This window comes from Pseudosulfitobacter pseudonitzschiae (assembly GCF_900129395.1).
GTDB lineage: Bacteria > Pseudomonadota > Alphaproteobacteria > Rhodobacterales > Rhodobacteraceae > Pseudosulfitobacter > Pseudosulfitobacter pseudonitzschiae.
Genome location: NZ_FQVP01000002.1, coordinates 665,091 through 680,619, shown reverse-complemented (window position 1 = coordinate 680,619; position 15,529 = coordinate 665,091). Strand labels below are relative to the sequence as shown.

17 protein-coding genes are annotated in these 15,529 nt (G+C 63.2%); 4 read left to right on the top strand and 13 right to left on the bottom strand.

Annotation, left to right across the window (positions count from 1 at the left end):
• Nucleotides 1–44: 44 nt before the first annotated feature.
• From tolB to ruvC, 9 genes are all read right to left on the bottom strand, one after another.
• The gene (gene tolB, locus BUC08_RS07585; RefSeq protein WP_028954677.1) at nt 45–1,367 is read right to left on the bottom strand and encodes a Tol-Pal system beta propeller repeat protein TolB; all 1,323 of its coding nucleotides are present in this window, start codon (nt 1,365–1,367) and stop codon (nt 45–47) included.
• A complete protein-coding gene (locus tag BUC08_RS07580; protein ID WP_037925446.1) occupies nt 1,364–2,518 on the bottom strand; it encodes a hypothetical protein in 1,155 nt (384 codons plus the stop codon). The genes tolB and BUC08_RS07580 overlap by 4 nt, the downstream gene beginning before the upstream one ends.
• A gap of 6 nt (nt 2,519–2,524) precedes the next feature.
• Nucleotides 2,525–3,007, bottom strand: coding sequence for a protein TolR (tolR, locus tag BUC08_RS07575; protein ID WP_037925444.1), 483 nt, complete (start codon nt 3,005–3,007; stop codon nt 2,525–2,527).
• 3 nt (nt 3,008–3,010) lie between these two features.
• Complete coding sequence (gene tolQ / locus BUC08_RS07570) at nt 3,011–3,706, bottom strand: protein TolQ (RefSeq protein ID WP_037925442.1); 696 nt, start codon at nt 3,704–3,706, stop codon at nt 3,011–3,013.
• A 99-nt stretch (nt 3,707–3,805) separates the two neighbouring features.
• Nucleotides 3,806–4,195 (bottom strand): YbgC/FadM family acyl-CoA thioesterase, encoded by a 390-nt coding sequence (locus BUC08_RS07565; RefSeq protein WP_037925440.1) that lies wholly within the window; start codon nt 4,193–4,195, stop codon nt 3,806–3,808.
• Entirely contained in the window at nt 4,185–4,814 is a 630-nt protein-coding gene (locus BUC08_RS07560) for a hypothetical protein (protein WP_037925438.1), read from the bottom strand. Before BUC08_RS07560 ends, BUC08_RS07565 begins: the two co-directional genes overlap by 11 nt.
• 57 nt (nt 4,815–4,871) lie before the next feature.
• Entirely contained in the window at nt 4,872–5,894 is a 1,023-nt protein-coding gene (gene ruvB / locus BUC08_RS07555; RefSeq protein ID WP_037925436.1) for a Holliday junction branch migration DNA helicase RuvB, read from the bottom strand.
• Nucleotides 5,895–5,897: 3 nt separating this feature from the next.
• Nucleotides 5,898–6,554, bottom strand: coding sequence for a Holliday junction branch migration protein RuvA (gene ruvA / locus BUC08_RS07550; RefSeq protein ID WP_037925434.1), 657 nt, complete (start codon nt 6,552–6,554; stop codon nt 5,898–5,900).
• On the bottom strand, nt 6,551–7,060 hold the full coding sequence (gene ruvC / locus BUC08_RS07545) for a crossover junction endodeoxyribonuclease RuvC (RefSeq protein ID WP_037925432.1): 510 nt from the start codon (nt 7,058–7,060) through the stop codon (nt 6,551–6,553). Before ruvC ends, ruvA begins: the two co-directional genes overlap by 4 nt.
• Nucleotides 7,061–7,401: 341 nt before the next feature.
• Between ruvC and BUC08_RS07540 the strand changes: the two genes are divergently transcribed.
• Nucleotides 7,402–7,611, top strand: coding sequence for a DUF1127 domain-containing protein (locus BUC08_RS07540; RefSeq protein WP_037925430.1), 210 nt, complete (start codon nt 7,402–7,404; stop codon nt 7,609–7,611).
• Between the two features lie 177 nt (nt 7,612–7,788).
• Here BUC08_RS07540 and BUC08_RS07535 read toward each other — a convergent pair whose 3' ends face one another.
• From BUC08_RS07535 to BUC08_RS07520, 4 genes are all read right to left on the bottom strand, one after another.
• Nucleotides 7,789–8,070 (bottom strand): hypothetical protein, encoded by a 282-nt coding sequence (locus tag BUC08_RS07535; protein ID WP_224553477.1) that lies wholly within the window; start codon nt 8,068–8,070, stop codon nt 7,789–7,791.
• 170 nt (nt 8,071–8,240) lie between these two features.
• Nucleotides 8,241–9,113 (bottom strand): 50S ribosomal protein L11 methyltransferase, encoded by an 873-nt coding sequence (locus BUC08_RS07530; RefSeq protein ID WP_037925427.1) that lies wholly within the window; start codon nt 9,111–9,113, stop codon nt 8,241–8,243.
• Between the two features lie 211 nt (nt 9,114–9,324).
• Nucleotides 9,325–10,557 (bottom strand): MFS transporter, encoded by a 1,233-nt coding sequence (locus BUC08_RS07525; RefSeq protein WP_037925426.1) that lies wholly within the window; start codon nt 10,555–10,557, stop codon nt 9,325–9,327.
• Nucleotides 10,558–10,675: 118 nt separating this feature from the next.
• Nucleotides 10,676–12,871, bottom strand: a complete 2,196-nt coding sequence (locus tag BUC08_RS07520; RefSeq protein ID WP_037925424.1) for a primosomal protein N' — start codon at nt 12,869–12,871, stop codon at nt 10,676–10,678.
• A 128-nt stretch (nt 12,872–12,999) separates the two neighbouring features.
• On the opposite strand from BUC08_RS07520, the gene fsa reads away from it, so the two are divergent.
• The 3 genes from fsa (at nt 13,000) to BUC08_RS07505 (ending at nt 15,489) form a co-directional block, all read left to right on the top strand.
• Nucleotides 13,000–13,653: a fructose-6-phosphate aldolase gene (fsa, locus tag BUC08_RS07515; RefSeq protein ID WP_028954692.1), complete on the top strand. Its 654-nt coding sequence runs from the start codon at nt 13,000–13,002 to the stop codon at nt 13,651–13,653.
• A gap of 211 nt (nt 13,654–13,864) precedes the next feature.
• Nucleotides 13,865–14,572, top strand: coding sequence for a DUF484 family protein (locus tag BUC08_RS07510; RefSeq protein WP_037925422.1), 708 nt, complete (start codon nt 13,865–13,867; stop codon nt 14,570–14,572).
• The gene (locus BUC08_RS07505; RefSeq protein WP_037925420.1) at nt 14,569–15,489 is read left to right on the top strand and encodes a tyrosine recombinase XerC; all 921 of its coding nucleotides are present in this window, start codon (nt 14,569–14,571) and stop codon (nt 15,487–15,489) included. The genes BUC08_RS07510 and BUC08_RS07505 overlap by 4 nt, the downstream gene beginning before the upstream one ends.
• Nucleotides 15,490–15,529 lie beyond the last annotated feature (40 nt).

Here is a 15,529-nt window from a genome sequence, read left to right as displayed (position 1 = left end):
TGGTTTAGTCTAGCACGATTGCCCGCAAAGGGGAATCGTGCGGCTTAATTCTGCAACGGCCCCCAGCTTGGGTCCGATGCGCCCTCGGGTGTTTGCACAGGTCGCAGGTTGCGGCCCGTGATGTCCACCGAATACAGCGTCGCGCGGCCTGATTCCCCTTGGGATTCACGGGTAAACATGATGACACGCCCGTTCGGTGCCCACGTCGGCCCCTCGTCCAGGAACGACGCCGTCAACAGACGTTCCTCGCTGCCATCCAACCGCATCACGCCGATGTGAAAACGCCCCTTGGACTGTTTGGTGAACGCCACCAGATCGCCACGCGGGGACCAAACGGGGGTGCCGTAGCGCCCCTCGCCAAAGGAAATGCGCGTCGGTTCACCACCGCTGGCGGACATCACATAAAGCTGCGGCGCGCCCGAGCGGTCGCTTTCAAACACGATCTGGCTGCCGTCAGGCGAATAGCTGGGCGCGGTCTCGATCGATGGGGCCGAGGTCAGACGCGTGGTCTGCCCTGTATTGATGTCCAGCGTGTAGATGTCGGTGTTCGCCCCCTGGCTCAGCGAATAGACCACCGTCTGCCCGTTGGGGTGAAAGCGTGGTGCAAAGCTCATGGTGCCGTCCTGGCTTTCCAGCACGCGGCGCTGCACGCTGCCGACGTCCAGCACGAAGATGCGCGGAAAACCGGTTTCATAGCTGGTGTACAGCACCCGGTCGCCCGATTTGGAGAAACGCGGGGCCAACACGATGCTTTCGCTGCCGGTCAGGTACTGCACGTTTGCGCCGTCGTAATCCATCACGGCCAGGCGTTTCTGACGATCCGCCTTGGCACCGGTTTCCGAAACGAACACCACGCGGCTGTCGAAATAGCCGCTTTCGCCGGTGATCCGGCTGTACACCGCATCGGCCACCTTGTGCCCCATGCGCCGCCAGCCGGCCGTGGTGCCCGCAAATTGCAGCCCGCTGCCCAGTTCGGCCCCGGAGAACACGTCGTAAAGCCGGAACTTTACCGTCATCTGATCCCCCGTGACGGCCACGGCCCCGGTGATCAGGGCCTGGGCGTTCACGGCCTTCCAGTCGGCGTATTGGATCGCCGCGTTGAAATCGCTGACCCCGCTGATAAAGGCGCTGGCAGGCACTTCGCGGAACAGGCCGGTGCCGATCAGGTCGGCCGCCACCAGTTGCGCCAATTGCTGCCCCATCTGCCCGCTCGCGGCGTTCTCGGCCACAAAGGCAGGTACGGCAAAGGGCAAGGGTTCGATCACACCTTCGGTGATCTCGATACGCAGCGGGCCCTGCTGGGCCTGCACTGTCGGGGCGGTCCAGGCCAGAACGGCCATCATGCAAACGAGAATTCGCCAGATCATTTGATGCGCATCCTTTCGGGATTGAACGTCATTTCTATCTCTTGCCACTGCCCGTATTTCTCGGACGGCAGGTTGTATCCTTTGGCTCCGCAGCGAATGATCGCCCGACGGGCCGCTTCAAACGCCTGGTCCGCTGCCGCGCCGGAACCGCCTGAACTGCTGGTCATCCGTATGGACGATGTCACAGGTCGTGCATCCGGCGTCATCGAAACCGTGACCACCACTGTCGTCCGCAAAGCCTCGGACGACAAGGAACCCACGTTCCAGCAGCTTGAAACCGCCACCCGCAGCGCATCCTTTTCACCCGCAGACAGCGGCGGCCCGGTCGGGGCCGTTGGTTCGGATGTGGTGCCGCCAAGCGCTTCGGCAAGGGCTGCGTCCACCGCATCCTTGGTGCTGCTGCTGGTGGCAGGCGGCGTTTCGGGCTTCGGATCAGGTTTTGCTTCCGGTTTCGCCTCGGGCTTCGGCTCAGGCTTCGGCTCGGCGGCTGCCGTGCGCACCGGCGGCTTGGGCCGCGACGGCGGGCGCGGCGACGCATTGGGCGCGGCACTGGGCTTTTCGGCCTCGGTCACGATCTCGGTCGCGGCCTCTTCGGGCGCGGTCGCGGTCTGTGGTTCCTGCACGGTCTCGCCGGTTTCGGCGGGCTCGACCGCCTCCTGCTCGACCGGATCGGGCTTGGCTTCTGGCGGTGGCGGCGCCACGGCCTCGGGGGCCACACGCTCAACCGGACGCGGCACGGGGCGCGTGCTGCGTTCCGGCACGACAACGGCCACGTCCGCAGGCGGATCGGGCTGAACGGGCGCGGTCTCTTCGACCTCGGCCACGGGCGGCACGGGCTGCGGCGGCTCGGGCGCTGTTTCCGGTTCAGGGGCTTGCGTGGTTTCCGGCGCAGGGGGTGGCGTCACCTCGGTCTCGGCAGGAGGCGGCGTCGCGGCCGTATCCTCGGCGGCAGGCGGCTCGGGCTGCGCCACTTCGGTGCCCGACTGCGGAGGCCGTTGTGCGGCAACAATCGCCTCGTAAACTTCGGTGGAGATCACCGAAACATCCATGGTTTCCAATGGCAAAGGATCGGTCTGGAACGCGCCGCCAAACAGCAACCAGCCGATCAGGCCAATATGGCCCGCACCCGATATGACATGCCCTGCGTCCACTGTGGCTTACCCGCCCGATGTGTCCGTGCCGTCCAGCGACGGACCGCCGGTGTCCGTCACCAGACCGATGTTGGAAAATCCGCCCGCGTTCAGCGCGCCCATGATCTGCATCACGTCACTGTAAGGCACGGCCCCGTCAGCGCGCAGGAACACGCGGTCGCTTTCACGCTCGGCCGAAATCGCGCGCAGCTTGCCAATCAGTTCCTCGCGCGGCGTCTCCGTCGTCTGGATCTGCACCGATCCTGTCGAGGTGATCGTCACCGTCAGCGGCTCTTCCTGATCCGCAGACAAAGCGCCCGCAGCGGTCTTGGGCAGTTCCACCGGAACCCCGACGGTCAGCAGCGGTGCGGCCACCATGAAGATGATCAAAAGCACCAACATCACGTCCACAAAGGGCGTGACGTTGATCTCGGCCATCGGACGCGCGCGGCTGCGCTTGCGTCTCCGCCCGCCGCCGCCTCCGTCTTTTTGCATCACACCTGCGCCCATGGATCAGCTGTCCAACTGGCGCGACAGGATGGTGGCGAATTCATCCGAAAACGCCTCGTAGCCCGAAATGATGCGATCGCTGTCTGCCGACAGCTTGTTGTAATAGATCACCGCCGGAATCGCGGCCAGCAGGCCCAGACCCGTGGCCAGCAGCGCCTCGGCGATGCCGGGGGCCACAACCGCAAGGCTGGTGTTTTGCTGCTCTGCAATCTCGATAAAGGCGTTCATGATCCCCATGACGGTCCCGAACAGGCCGATAAAGGGCGCGGTCGAACCGATGGTGGCCAGGATCGACAGACTCTTTTGCAGCTCATCGGCCTCTTTGTTGATCGCAACATCCATGCTGCGGTCGATCCGTGCGGTCGCCCCGGCAATCAACCGGCCATCATCACGGTGCGAGCGCCGCCATTCGGTCATACCGGCCGCAAATATCTTTTCCGCACTGCCGCGCGGCTCTGGCCCGATCTCGTCGAACAATTCGTCCAACGGTTCTCCCGACCAGAATCGCTCGTCGAAACGGGCGGCCTCGGACCGCGCCGCGCGAAAGCTGATCAGTTTGCGCACGATAATCGCCCACGACCAAAAGGACGCGACGATCAGCATGATCATGACGAGTTTAACTAGGATTGTGGCGCGTGCGAAAAGGCCCCACAGAGAGAAATCTATCCCCTGCGCCAAAGCCAGCGTGTCTGCTTCCATCTGCCTGCTCTTTGTCTACGGCTGTTATGTCCAGCCTTCCTTGGGCGGAATCTAGCGGAAGACCAAGGGGAAAGCTATCACAATGGCGGCAACTGGCCTTCAATCGCCACGTAATGCGCGTATTTTCGCTGGAAGTCGGGTGGGACGGCCCTCGGTGGACATACAGGCGGCGGTCACCTTGGCCCGAAAGATCGTTTTGTCGCCCAAACGGACCTCCTGGTCGAACACCCAGCGCACCGCGCCCACCGGTTCGTGGGTGGTCACAACGGTCAAACGATCGCCCAGACGGGCCGACCCGATATAATCCGCCTCGACCCGCGTAACGGCAAAAACGATCCCTTCGGCGCGCATGGCACGCTGGTCCACGCCCAGTTCCTCGACGATTTCCGACCGCGCACGTTCGATAAAACGCAGGTAATTGGCGTAATAGACGATCCCCGCCATATCCGTGTCTTCGTAATAAACCGTGACAGGAAACTCATGCGCCATTGGCAACCTCCAGCCGCGCCGCCATGCGCAACGCGTGTGACTTGTCCGCAGCCGCAACCGGCATCACCGGATCATAGGCCGCACGGATCACATCGGCGATTTCCGGGCGCAGCACGGTAGTCTGCCCGGCCACGGCCAGCGGCGAGCGTTCGGCAAAGGCAAGGGTAGACCACAACAGGATCGACTGCGCCGCCTGCCCCAACACCAACGTGTCCGCAGGCAGATCGGCCAGCGCGCCGTCCATCTTGAGAAACACGAAACAGGCCTTGATCGCGCCGCGTTCGTCAAAGCGAAAGGCCCGGTACTGGTTCGCATCCGCCGCCTTCAGCCGCGCGACCAGCGGTTCCAGATCGGGCACCATGCGCTCCAACCCCGGCACCTGCGGCAGCTCGTCCCAATCGCGAAAGAAGAACCACATGAAATTGCTGCCCAGTTCAGGGTCCATATCCGTGGTTTCATGGCCCGCCAGCGCACAGACCGCTTCGATCGCGCCCTTGATCACGCCCAGCGTTTCATCCTGCACACCGAATGCAATCGGTGCAATCGGCCGTCCCCAGCGCGCAAAGGCATAGCTGCCATCCGCACGGGTGAACAAGGCTTCGATCTGGTCAGCTGTCATTGGTTCTTTTGGCCTTAAATATCCTCGCGACAGGCATAAAAGGTATGACGCGCGGCCTCAACCAAACAAATCATCCGGCTTGCGCGGCGCGTCCAGCCCCAGATGGGCCCAGGCCTTGGATGCCAGCATCCGCCCGCGTGGGGTGCGCTGGATCAGCCCCTGTTGCAGCAGAAACGGCTCGATCACGTCTTCCAGTGAATCGCGGCTCTCGCTCAGCGCCGCACTCAGTGTTTCGATGCCCACCGGTCCGCCGCCATAGTTTTCCGCGATCAGCCGCAGATAGCGCCGGTCCGCCGCATCCAGCCCCAGATGGTCCACACCCAGCCGTGTCAGCGCGCTGTCGGCCAGTTCGCGCGTCACGCGCCCATCGCCTTCGACCACGGCAAAGTCCACCACCCGCCGCAACAACCGTCCCGCGATCCGTGGCGTGCCCCGCGCGCGCCGCGCAATCTCGCGTGCGCCGCCCTCGTCTGCGGGGGCGCCCAGCTTGCGGGCGTTGCCGGTGACGATCTGGAACAGCTCGTCCTCGGTGTAGAAATTCAGCCGTGTTGGAATGCCGAACCGGTCGCGCAGCGGCGTGGTCAGCAAACCCATCCGCGTGGTGGCCCCGACCAGCGTAAAGGGCTGCAATTCGATCCGCACCGTGCGCGCGGCCGGCCCCTCGCCGATCACCAGATCCAGCTCGAAATCTTCCAGCGCGGGGTAAAGCACCTCTTCAACCACCGGATTCAGGCGGTGGATCTCGTCGATGAACAGCACATCGCGCGCTTCCAGATTGGTCAGGATCGCCGCCAGATCACCCGCCTTGGCCAGCACGGGGCCGGATGTCATGCGAAAATTCACACCCAGTTCACGCGACATGATCTGCGCCAGCGTCGTCTTGCCCAGACCGGGTGGCCCATGAAACAGCGTGTGATCCATCGCCTCGCCACGCTGGCGGGCGGACTGGATGAACACCCGAAGGTTCGCCCGGGCCTCGGCCTGACCCACGAAATCATCCAGCATCTGCGGGCGCAACGCCCGGTCAAAGCCATCCTCGGCCAAGGGTTCGGGCCGCACGGTGGGGTCGATATCACTCATGTTCTACCCCTTCGGCGCCAGCAGCTTTAGCGCCGCGCGGATCAGCGTCGGCGTGTCTGCTTGCGGATCGTCCGTGGCCGCCTGCGCCACGGCGCCTGCGGCGTCGCCGGGGCCATAGCCAAGGTTGCCCAGTGCCGACAGCGCATCAGCCTGTGCGGTGGGTGTGGGTTTGGGGGCCGCCGGGCGTACTGGCGCTTCGATCACGTCCGCGGCCTCATCGCCCATCGCCTGCGCCACCGTGCCGCCCATGGCCATCAGGCCGGGGGCCTTGTCCTTCAGGTCCAGAACCACGCGCTGCGCAATCTTGGGGCCGACGCCCTTGGCCGCCTTGACCGCGTTCCAGTCACCCAGCGCAATCGCGCGGCCCACACCATCGGGACCAAGCGCGCCAAGAATGGCCAGCGACGCCTTGGCGCCGACGCCCTGCACCGACACCAGCAAACGGTGCCATTCCTTTTCCACCAGGGTCAGAAACCCGAACAGTTGCATCAGGTCCTCGCGCACCACGAGATCCGTATAAAGCGCCGTCACCTGCCCCGTGCCGGGAAGCGCAGCCAGCGTGCGGTCCGAACAATAGACCAGATAGCCCACGCCGTTCACGTCAATCAGCACATGATCCAATGCGCGATAGTCGATCCGTCCGGTAATCTTGCCGATCATGATGCGCGTGCCCGTTCAACTGCGGCAGCCAGGCCGCCTGTGGGACCATGATGCGCGTGACAGATGGCAATGGCCAGCGCGTCCGCCGCATCCGGCCCTGCGATCACCGCGCCGGGCAATTGCATCTGCACCATGTGCAGCACCTGCACCTTGGCCGCGTGCCCCACGCCCACGACAGTCTTTTTCACCGTGTTGGGGGAATATTCGCCCACTTTCAGCCCAGCCTGCGCCGGCACCAGCATCGCGATCCCGCGCGCCTGTCCCAGCTTCAGCGTGCCTGCGCCGTCCTTGTTCACGAACGTCTGTTCCACCGCCGCCGCATCAGGCATGTATTGACGAACCACATCTGTCAGTTGCGTGTGCAGGGACAGCAACCGATCCCCCAGATCCCCCGGCAGCGACTGGCACACACCGTTTGCCACATGGGTCAACCGCGATCCGGTCATGTCGATAATGCCCCAACCAAGGTTGCGCAGCCCCGGGTCGATGCCCAAAATCCGTGTCATATCTCTGCCCCGCCCGGCCTTTTGTGCGACGTTTTTGCCGCTTTGGGGTTTAAGTAGCACGAAACGCGAACATCCGCCAAGTGCTAAGACACATGCACAGTTGAACCGCCCAAAGGCTGAGAATGCTCAAAAGCGCCCGATTTCGCCCCTTTACACCGTGAAAACGACGGCTTTCGGCGCAACCTCCAAATACCTGTCAAGAAAAAACTTCATATTTTTGCAACCCATGCAAATTCCGCATATCGCACATGCAAACTTCGCGGCTTGTGGTGAAAAATAAGGCGAACTATCTGCGCCTCAGAAGACGCAACACGATAACCCGTAATTGAAGGACTGCACCAATGGCTGCTTTCGACACCACCCGCACCACCTACGGCTCCGCTATTGTAGCAGGCCGCATCTCCCGCTTCGTTTTCAACGCAATCGCTTCGGTGATGGCATGGAACGACGCACGCGTGACACGCAACGCCCTGTCCGCCCTGTCCGATCGTGAACTGGAAGACATCGGCCTGACACGTGGCGACATCGACACAGTGATCTCGCGTCGCTGATCCGGCCCACGGGCACGGCCTGATCCTCCCTCGGGGCACGCCCGCGCCGGATATGAAAAACCGCTTCCCCCAAGGGGTGAGCGGTTTTTTTATGCCTGACGATCACGCAGGACCTATGAAAAGGCCGCCCGACGGATGTCGCAGCGGCCTGAATGTCAGATTTGGAGGGGTTGGCCGTCAGAGCAGGTTGGTCGAAACGAAGCGCACCATCGCCTGCGTCAACGGATCGGCCTGCATGACCCACGCACCGCCCTGTTCGATCAGCGTGCCATTCTGCAAGCCGGCCAACCGGTCGGCATAGGTGACCTCGCCCAACGACATCAGCATGAAAGCCTTGAAGGCAAAAAACCCGATCGCGACCAGCACGGCCCCCTTCAGCGGAAACTGCATTCTGGCGCGTTTCGGCCTGACCACGATCAAACCATCGCGGCGCATGTGGGCCGTGTATCCGTGCGACATCCGGCGGTGTTTGCGTGTCAGAGAACGCAAACGGGAATCAAAGTTTTGCTTGGTCTCGACCATGGCAGCCTCTAGCGGTTCGGCCCCCACCGAATTGCACGTTAACTATGTCGCTGAATTGCGGCAAAATCTAGGCAAATTGGCCAAATGAGGTCTAATATAGGCCATTCCTATGCATTTCTGCGGATGGTTAACGTCGTCCAGTCACCAATCTGCTCGCGGTGCATCAGACTGTGTCCGGCCTGAAGATAATGCTCCAGAACCCCATCCGCCTGCTCGTTCAACAGCCCCGACAGAATCGCCACCCCATCCGGGCGCAGGTTCGCCGCAATATCGGGGGCCAGCGCCACAAGCGGACCTTTCAGGATGTTGGCAAAGATCAGGTCATAGGGGGCCAGCGCCTTCAGATCCGGGTGATCAAAGCCCGCCGCCTCGACGCATTTGACCGCGCCCGCCATGTCATTGGCCGCCAGGTTGGCCTCGGCCACCTCCACGGCAACCTCGTCAATGTCGCTGGCGATCACCTCGCCCTGCCAGATCCGCGCCGCGGCCATTGCCAGCACCGCGGTGCCACAGCCGATGTCGGCCACGCGGTCCGCTTTCCAGCCGTCGCCAGCCAGCCGGTCCAGCGCGCGCAGACAGCCCAGCGTCGTGCCGTGGTGACCGGTGCCAAAGGCCATCGCCGCCTCGATCAGCAGCGGCACGCTGCCCTCAGGCACCTTGTCGGCGTCGTGGCTGCCATAGACAAAGAACCGCCCCGCCTCGACCGGCGCCAGTTCGCGGCGCACATGGGCGACCCAGTCGGTTTCGGGCAGTTCCGAGATCACGAACGGTTTCGCTTCCATCATCGTGGCCAGCAGCGCCAGCGCGGTGGCGTCGGGCTGTTCGGAAAAATAGCCGCCCACTTCCCACAGGCCCGATCCGTCTTCGACCTCGAACACACCGATGCCGGTGGGTTCTGGCTCCAGACGCTCCATCGCGGCGCCCAGCGCCTCGGCTGCGGCTTTCCCGGTCAGGGTGGTCAGGGCTGTGAATGTGGGCATTTCAACGTCTCCGAAAGCGGTCCAAATTCGGATAGGGGCGTGGCGGCGCGGGGTCAATGTCCGATTGCGGCCCCAGTCCCCATTGCGACAGCCACAACAGGTTCGCCGCATCGATCAGAAAACAAGGGTGATGCCGAAGGCTCTTGTCGCTGTCATCCGCACCACGTGGCCCATGGTCAAGCCGGTGATGAAACGCCCCTGCCCCTCCGCGTTACTCTGCCGCTGCGGGCATCGGGCGTGTCAGCACGGTCTCGTGCCCCGGCACCGGATGGCGCGGGATCAGCAACGCCAGCATCAGCGACGTGGCCGCCATGCCTGCCGCCAGAAAGAACACGGCAGCAGGTGAGACAAGCCACAACAGCCCCAGCGGCGCAGGCAGGCCCACAGCCGCAATGTGGTTGATGGTAAAGGCCACGGCAGCCGTGGGCGCGATGTCGCCCGGGTCTGCGATCTTCTGGAAATAGGTCTTTAGCGCCAGCGCCAGCCCGAAAAAGATGTGATCGACCACATAAAGGAACGCCGCCACCGCGATGCCCCAGCCCATGTAATAGACACCGCCGTAGCTCAGGAACACGATGACCAGGCCGATGTATTCAAACCCCAGCGTCTTGCGCTCGCCGAACCGCTGCACCACGCGGCCCAACAGCGGCGCGACCAGCATGTTGATCAACAGGTTGACCAGATAGAGCATCGTCAGCTCGTCAACCTTGAAGCCGAACTTTTCAACCATCATGAAACCGGCAAAAACGACAAAGATCTGCCGCCGCGCGCCGGCCATGAATTGCAGCGCGTAATACAGCCAATAGCGTTTGCGCAGGATGAACTGCTTGCGTTGGGGGTTGGGGGCCTCGAACTGCGGATAGGCAAGCATCGCGAAAATGGCGATGGCCGCAGTCACGCCGCCACCGGCCATGTAGACGATGTTATAGGTCAGGTTCAGCGGCTCCCACAGCAGCAGGATCACCAGGTAAACGACAAAGGTGGCACCCGATCCAACGGCCAACAACCAACCCAGCACGCGTGGCGCGTTCTCCTTGTCGATCCATTGCAGTTGCAGCGACTGGTTGACTGTCTCGTAATAGTGAAAGCCGATCGAGCTGAGCATGGTCAGCGTCAGGATACCGCCCAGCGACGGGAAATGCGCAGTGACCGCAGTGGCCACCCCCAGCAGCACCAGCGACACCAGCCCCAGCACCTGTTCGCGCACAAAGATGATGATGGCGATGACACCGATGGCCAGAAAGCCCGGGATTTCGCGGATCGTGTGCAACAGACCAATGTCGGCGCCATCGAAATTGGCGGCCTCGATGACAAAGTTGTTCAGCAGCGCCGACCAGGTGTTGAAGGCAATCGGCATGGCCATCGCCATCAGGAACAGCAAGGCGATGGGACGGCGCCAGAACGGCAAGGTGGCGGCATCGCCGGTTTTTACGAGACGTGTCATGCGCTCCGCATTACGCCCATTGCGAAAACGAGGCGATATAAAAATTGTACCAAAATGCCGGTTTTATGTACAACTTTGCGGCCTGCTCAAACGCTTGACGGAACAACCTGCGCGGGCGTCAGTAAAAACTCTGCGGGTCGATGTCGATGGCTAGCCGGATGTCGCCCTTGATCTGCACCTGACGCACCCACTTGCGCAGCGCGCCCTGCAAGGCCACACCCTTGTCCGCCTTGACCAGCATCCGCACCCTGTGCCGTCCGCGCACGCGGGCAATGGGCGCAGGGGCCGGCCCGTACACCTGCGCGCCCACTTGCCGCAACGGCCCGTCTGCCCGTGCCAGATGGTTGGCAATGTCAAAGACCGCTGCCACATCCGGCCCGCTTAGAATAATCCCCGCCATCCGGCCATAGGGCGGCACGCCCGCCGCCTCGCGCTGTGCTGCTTCGGCCCGCCAAAAGCCTTCTTCGTCGCCCGCCAGAATGGCGCGGATCACCGGATGTTCGGGCTGATAGGTCTGCAAGAGCGCGGTGCCCGGCTTGTCCGCACGGCCTGCCCGCCCCGCGACCTGCCGCATCAACTGGAACGTGCGTTCGGCGGCGCGCAGGTCGGACCCTTGCAGGCCCAGATCCGCGTCGATCACGCCCACAAGTGTGAGGTTGGGAAAATTATGCCCCTTGGCCACAAGCTGCGTGCCGATCACGATGTCCGCCCCGCCCTGGGCGATGCTTTCAATCTCGGCCTTCAGTGCGCGGGCGCTGCCGTACATATCGGAACTGAGCGTTGCAATCCGCGCATCGGGCCACAGCATTGCCGCCTCCTCGCCCAGCCGCTCCACTCCGGGGCCGACGGGGGCCAGCCGGTCCTCGGCCTCGCAACTGGGGCAGGTCGTCGGCATCGGCTTTGTTTCGCCGCATTGGTGGCACATCAGACGCTTCAGAAACCGGTGCTCGACCATGCGCGCATCGCAGTGATCACAGGCGATCTGGTGGCCACAGGCCCGGCACAGCGTGATCGGCGCATAGCCGCGCCGGTTGATGAACAGCATCGCCTGCTCGCCCGCATCAATCCGCGCCTGCACGGCCTTTTGCAAATCCGGCGACACCCAGCGATCCGCGGGCAAGGCGGCGGCGCGCATGTCGATCGTGCCCATCGTCGGCATCACCGCAGGACCAAAGCGCGACGTCAGCTCAAGCCGCTTGTACTTGCCCGCCTCGGCGTTGGCCCAGCTTTCCAGACTGGGCGTGGCCGAGGCCAGCACCACATGCGCCCCGCAGATCGACGCGCGCAGCACGGCCATGTCGCGGGCGTTGTACAACACGCCGTCCTCTTGCTTGTAAGAAGTATCGTGTTCCTCATCCACGACGATCAGGCCAAGGTTCTGATAGGGCAGGAACAGAGCCGAACGCGCCCCGATCACCAGTTGCGCGCCACCTTGGCCCACCATCCGCCAGATGCGGCGGCGTTCGGTCATGGTGGCGCCTGAGTGCCACTCCGCAGGCCGCGCGCCGAAGCGTGCCTGCACCCGTTTCAGGAATTCAGCCGTCAGCGCAATCTCGGGCAGCAGCACCAGCGCCTGACGCCCCTGCGCCAGACAGGCGGCGACAGCTTCCAGATAGACCTCGGTCTTGCCCGATCCGGTCACACCGCGCAGCAGGGTCGTGCCATAGGTTTCGGACCGCACGGCCTCGGCCAGCATCGCGGCGCCTGCCGCCTGATCCTCGGTCAATTCCTTGCCAGGCAACGACGGGTCAAGACGTCGGAACGGTACATCGCGCGGCGCGTCCTCTTCGGACACGACACCCTGTTTCACCAGCCCCTTGACCACCGACGACGTGACCCCCGCCATCTCGGACAGTTCTTTCAAGGTGAACGACAGATCGCCGTAGTCTGCCAGCGTCTCCATCACCCGGCGGCGGGCATCGGTGGCGCGGTCCGGCTCCCCTTCGCCGCGCCGGTAGATCTTGCGCATGGACGGCGGATCGCCCAGCCCCGGCGCACGGGTGGCCAGACGCAGCATCGCAGGCATCGGCGTCAGCGTGTATTCGGCGGCCTTTAACAAAAACGTGCGCATTTCCTCGCGCATGGGGGCGGCATCCAGCACCCGGATGACAGACCGCACCTTGGAGATATCCCAATCCCCCCGGCCCGGCCCCCAGACAATGCCCAGCACCTTGCGCGGCCCCAAGGGCACCTCGACAAAGGCGCCCAGCAGGCAACCGCCCTCTGGTGCCTTGTAATCCAGCAACCGGTCCAGCGGCTGCGTCGTCAGCACCGCAACCAAGGCTCCTTCGTCATAGAATTCGGGGCGCGTCACGTCTGGCCTCGGCAATTGTGGGTTTCGGTGGGTGTTCAGTTGGGGTACATGCAAACACAAAGCAAGGCCATCGCGAACTGATCGCGCGCCGCCCTGTGATTGCGCTAACAGCATCTGGAGCCACCGATATGAAATTCTTTGTAGACACCGCCGATATCGACGCCATCGCCGAACTGAACGATCTGGGCATGGTCGACGGGGTAACAACCAACCCCTCGCTGATCCTGAAATCAGGCCGCGACATTCTCGAAGTAACCAAGGAAATCTGTGATCTGGTCAGCGGCCCGGTCAGCGCCGAAGTTGTGGCATTGGACTCCGATGCGATGATCGCCGAAGGCCGCAAGCTGGCAGAGATCGCCGAAAACATCGCCGTCAAACTGCCCCTGACATGGGACGGCCTGAAAGCATGCAAGGTGCTGTCGGGCGAAGGCAAGATGGTCAACGTCACCTTGTGTTTCTCGGCCAACCAGGCGCTGCTGGCGGCCAAGGCCGGTGCCACGTTCATCAGCCCCTTTATCGGGCGTCTGGACGACATCAACATCGACGGCATGGACCTGATCGAGGACATCCGCACCATCTATGACAACTACGGGTTTGAAACCAACATCCTGGCCGCGTCGATCCGGTCGGTGGCCCACGTGCAGGACTGTGCGCGCATCGGTGCCGACGTGATGACCGCGCCCCCCGAAGTGATCAAGAAACTGGCCTCGCACCCGCTGACCAATGCCGGCTTGGACCAGTTCATGAAAGACTGGGCGAAAACCGGCCAGAAAATCCTGTAAACCTGCGGGTTTGAACATTGCCCTGCCCGGTATCTGCCGGACGGGGCTGCGCTTTCTCCGAATCGAGGGGAACTTGCGCCAGAACTCCCCTCAGACGGGAATTTCGGCAACACCCCGCACATCGCACGTGAAAACCTGCCCTTTTAACCAAAAAGGGGCAGATTTTGCCGACGCTGCATGTTAGGGTCCCACAAAATAAAATGAGCAGTTCATGACCAGCAGCCCGAAAATCGACGACGCCCTGCGCGAGGCGATCATCTCGCGTCCCGATGTGATCCTTGATGACAAGGACATGATGCACGCCCTGATCGCGGCCAACGAACGCAGTATGGGCGGCAATATCGTCGATCTGCGCGGCATTGCCATGGAACGGCTTGAATCGCGGCTGGACCGGCTGGAGGACACCCACCGCAGCGTGATTGCCGCCGCCTATGAAAATCTGGCCGGCACAAATCAGGTGCACCGCGCGATTCTGCGGATGCTGGACCCTATCGAATTTGAAACCTTCCTGCGCGATCTGGGCGGCGAAGTGGCCGAGATTTTGCGCGTGGATGCGGTGAAACTGGTGCTGGAAAGCGTGCAGAACGACAATGACCCAGCCGTGCAACGTCTGGGCGAAGTTCTAAGCGTGGCCGAGCCGGGATTTATTGACAGCTACCTAAGCCAGGGCCGCGGCGGCCCTGTCCGTCAGGTCACATTGCGTCAGGTCCAGAATGGCAACCCCGAGATTTACGGCAACAATTGCGACTGGATTCGCTCCGAAGCCTGCCTGAAACTGAACTTTGGCGCGGGCCGCCTGCCGGGGTTGCTGGTCATGGGCGCGGAAGACCCGCACATGTTCGGCCCGCAACAAGGCACCGACCTGCTGACCTTCTTTACCGGCGTGTTCGAGCGCACGATGCGCCGCTGGCTGTCATGAGCCTGATCTCTCCGGCCGCGCGCGACGCGCTGGAGACATGGCTGGACCACCAGCGTGCCCTCAAGGGGGCGGCTGCCAACACGATCACCGCCTATGCGGGCGATCTGGGCGAATTCCTGGCCTTTATCACTGCCCACAAGGGGGCACCTCAGGGCCTTGGTGCGTTGTCGCATATCACCGTCAGCGACATGCGCGCCTGGATGGCCCACACGCGGTCGGGTGATGTGGGACCGCGGTCGCTGGCGCGCAAGCTGAGTGCGGTGAAATCCTTTTACCGCTGGCTGGCCGCACGCGAAGGGTTTGAACCCACCGCCGTGCTGTCCACCCGATCCCCGAAATACACCCGCAAGCTGCCGCGCCCGCTGGCGGTGGATGCTGCACATGATCTGGTAGAAACCATCGGGATGCAGTCGCTGACGCCTTGGGTGGGCTTGCGCGACATCGCGGTGCTGACCTTGCTGTGGGGCTGTGGTCTGCGGATATCCGAGGCGCTGAGCCTGCGCGGGGGCGACGCACCGCTGCCGCAAGTGATGCGGATCACCGGCAAGGGCGGCAAGGAACGCATCGTGCCGGTGGTGGGTGCCGCGCAACAGGCGGTGGACGCCTATATCGCCGCCTGCCCGCACATCCTGCAAGACGACCAACCGCTGTTCCGCGCCGTGCGCGGCGGGGCGCTGGCGCCGCGTGCGATCCAGAAGGCGATGGAGGCCGCGCGGATGCAACTGGGCCTGCCCGCCACCGCGACGCCGCACGCCATGCGCCACAGCTTTGCCACGCACCTGCTGAACGCGGGCGGGGACCTGCGCAGCATCCAGGAACTGCTGGGCCATGCGTCGCTGTCGACGACACAGGCCTACACCGCCGTGGACACCGCGCGGCTGATGGATGTGTACAACAGCGCCCATCCCAAAGCCTGATCCGCATGTTTGCGCAATCGCACCCGACAATCCGGGAATA

Bases quoted from the DNA above. Each gene is read 5' to 3' on its own strand.
- BUC08_RS07565 (WP_037925440.1), bottom strand. From the start codon at position 4,195: ATGGCGCATGAGTTTCCTGTCACGGTTTATTACGAAGACACGGATATG.
- ruvC (WP_037925432.1), bottom strand. From the start codon at position 7,060: ATGACACGGATTTTGGGCATCGACCCGGGGCTGCGCAACCTTGGTTGG.
- BUC08_RS07510 (WP_037925422.1), top strand. From the start codon at position 13,865: ATGACCAGCAGCCCGAAAATCGACGACGCCCTGCGCGAGGCGATCATC.
- ruvB (WP_037925436.1), bottom strand. From the start codon at position 5,894: ATGAGTGATATCGACCCCACCGTGCGGCCCGAACCCTTGGCCGAGGAT.
- fsa (WP_028954692.1), top strand. From the start codon at position 13,000: ATGAAATTCTTTGTAGACACCGCCGATATCGACGCCATCGCCGAACTG.
- BUC08_RS07505 (WP_037925420.1), top strand. From the start codon at position 14,569: ATGAGCCTGATCTCTCCGGCCGCGCGCGACGCGCTGGAGACATGGCTG.
- tolQ (WP_037925442.1), bottom strand. From the start codon at position 3,706: ATGGAAGCAGACACGCTGGCTTTGGCGCAGGGGATAGATTTCTCTCTG.
- tolB (WP_028954677.1), bottom strand. From the start codon at position 1,367: ATGATCTGGCGAATTCTCGTTTGCATGATGGCCGTTCTGGCCTGGACC.
- BUC08_RS07535 (WP_224553477.1), bottom strand. From the start codon at position 8,070: ATGTCGCACGGATACACGGCCCACATGCGCCGCGATGGTTTGATCGTG.
- BUC08_RS07560 (WP_037925438.1), bottom strand. From the start codon at position 4,814: ATGACAGCTGACCAGATCGAAGCCTTGTTCACCCGTGCGGATGGCAGC.
- BUC08_RS07530 (WP_037925427.1), bottom strand. From the start codon at position 9,113: ATGCCCACATTCACAGCCCTGACCACCCTGACCGGGAAAGCCGCAGCC.
- BUC08_RS07525 (WP_037925426.1), bottom strand. From the start codon at position 10,557: ATGACACGTCTCGTAAAAACCGGCGATGCCGCCACCTTGCCGTTCTGG.
- tolR (WP_037925444.1), bottom strand. From the start codon at position 3,007: ATGGGCGCAGGTGTGATGCAAAAAGACGGAGGCGGCGGCGGGCGGAGA.
- ruvA (WP_037925434.1), bottom strand. From the start codon at position 6,554: ATGATCGGCAAGATTACCGGACGGATCGACTATCGCGCATTGGATCAT.
- BUC08_RS07540 (WP_037925430.1), top strand. From the start codon at position 7,402: ATGGCTGCTTTCGACACCACCCGCACCACCTACGGCTCCGCTATTGTA.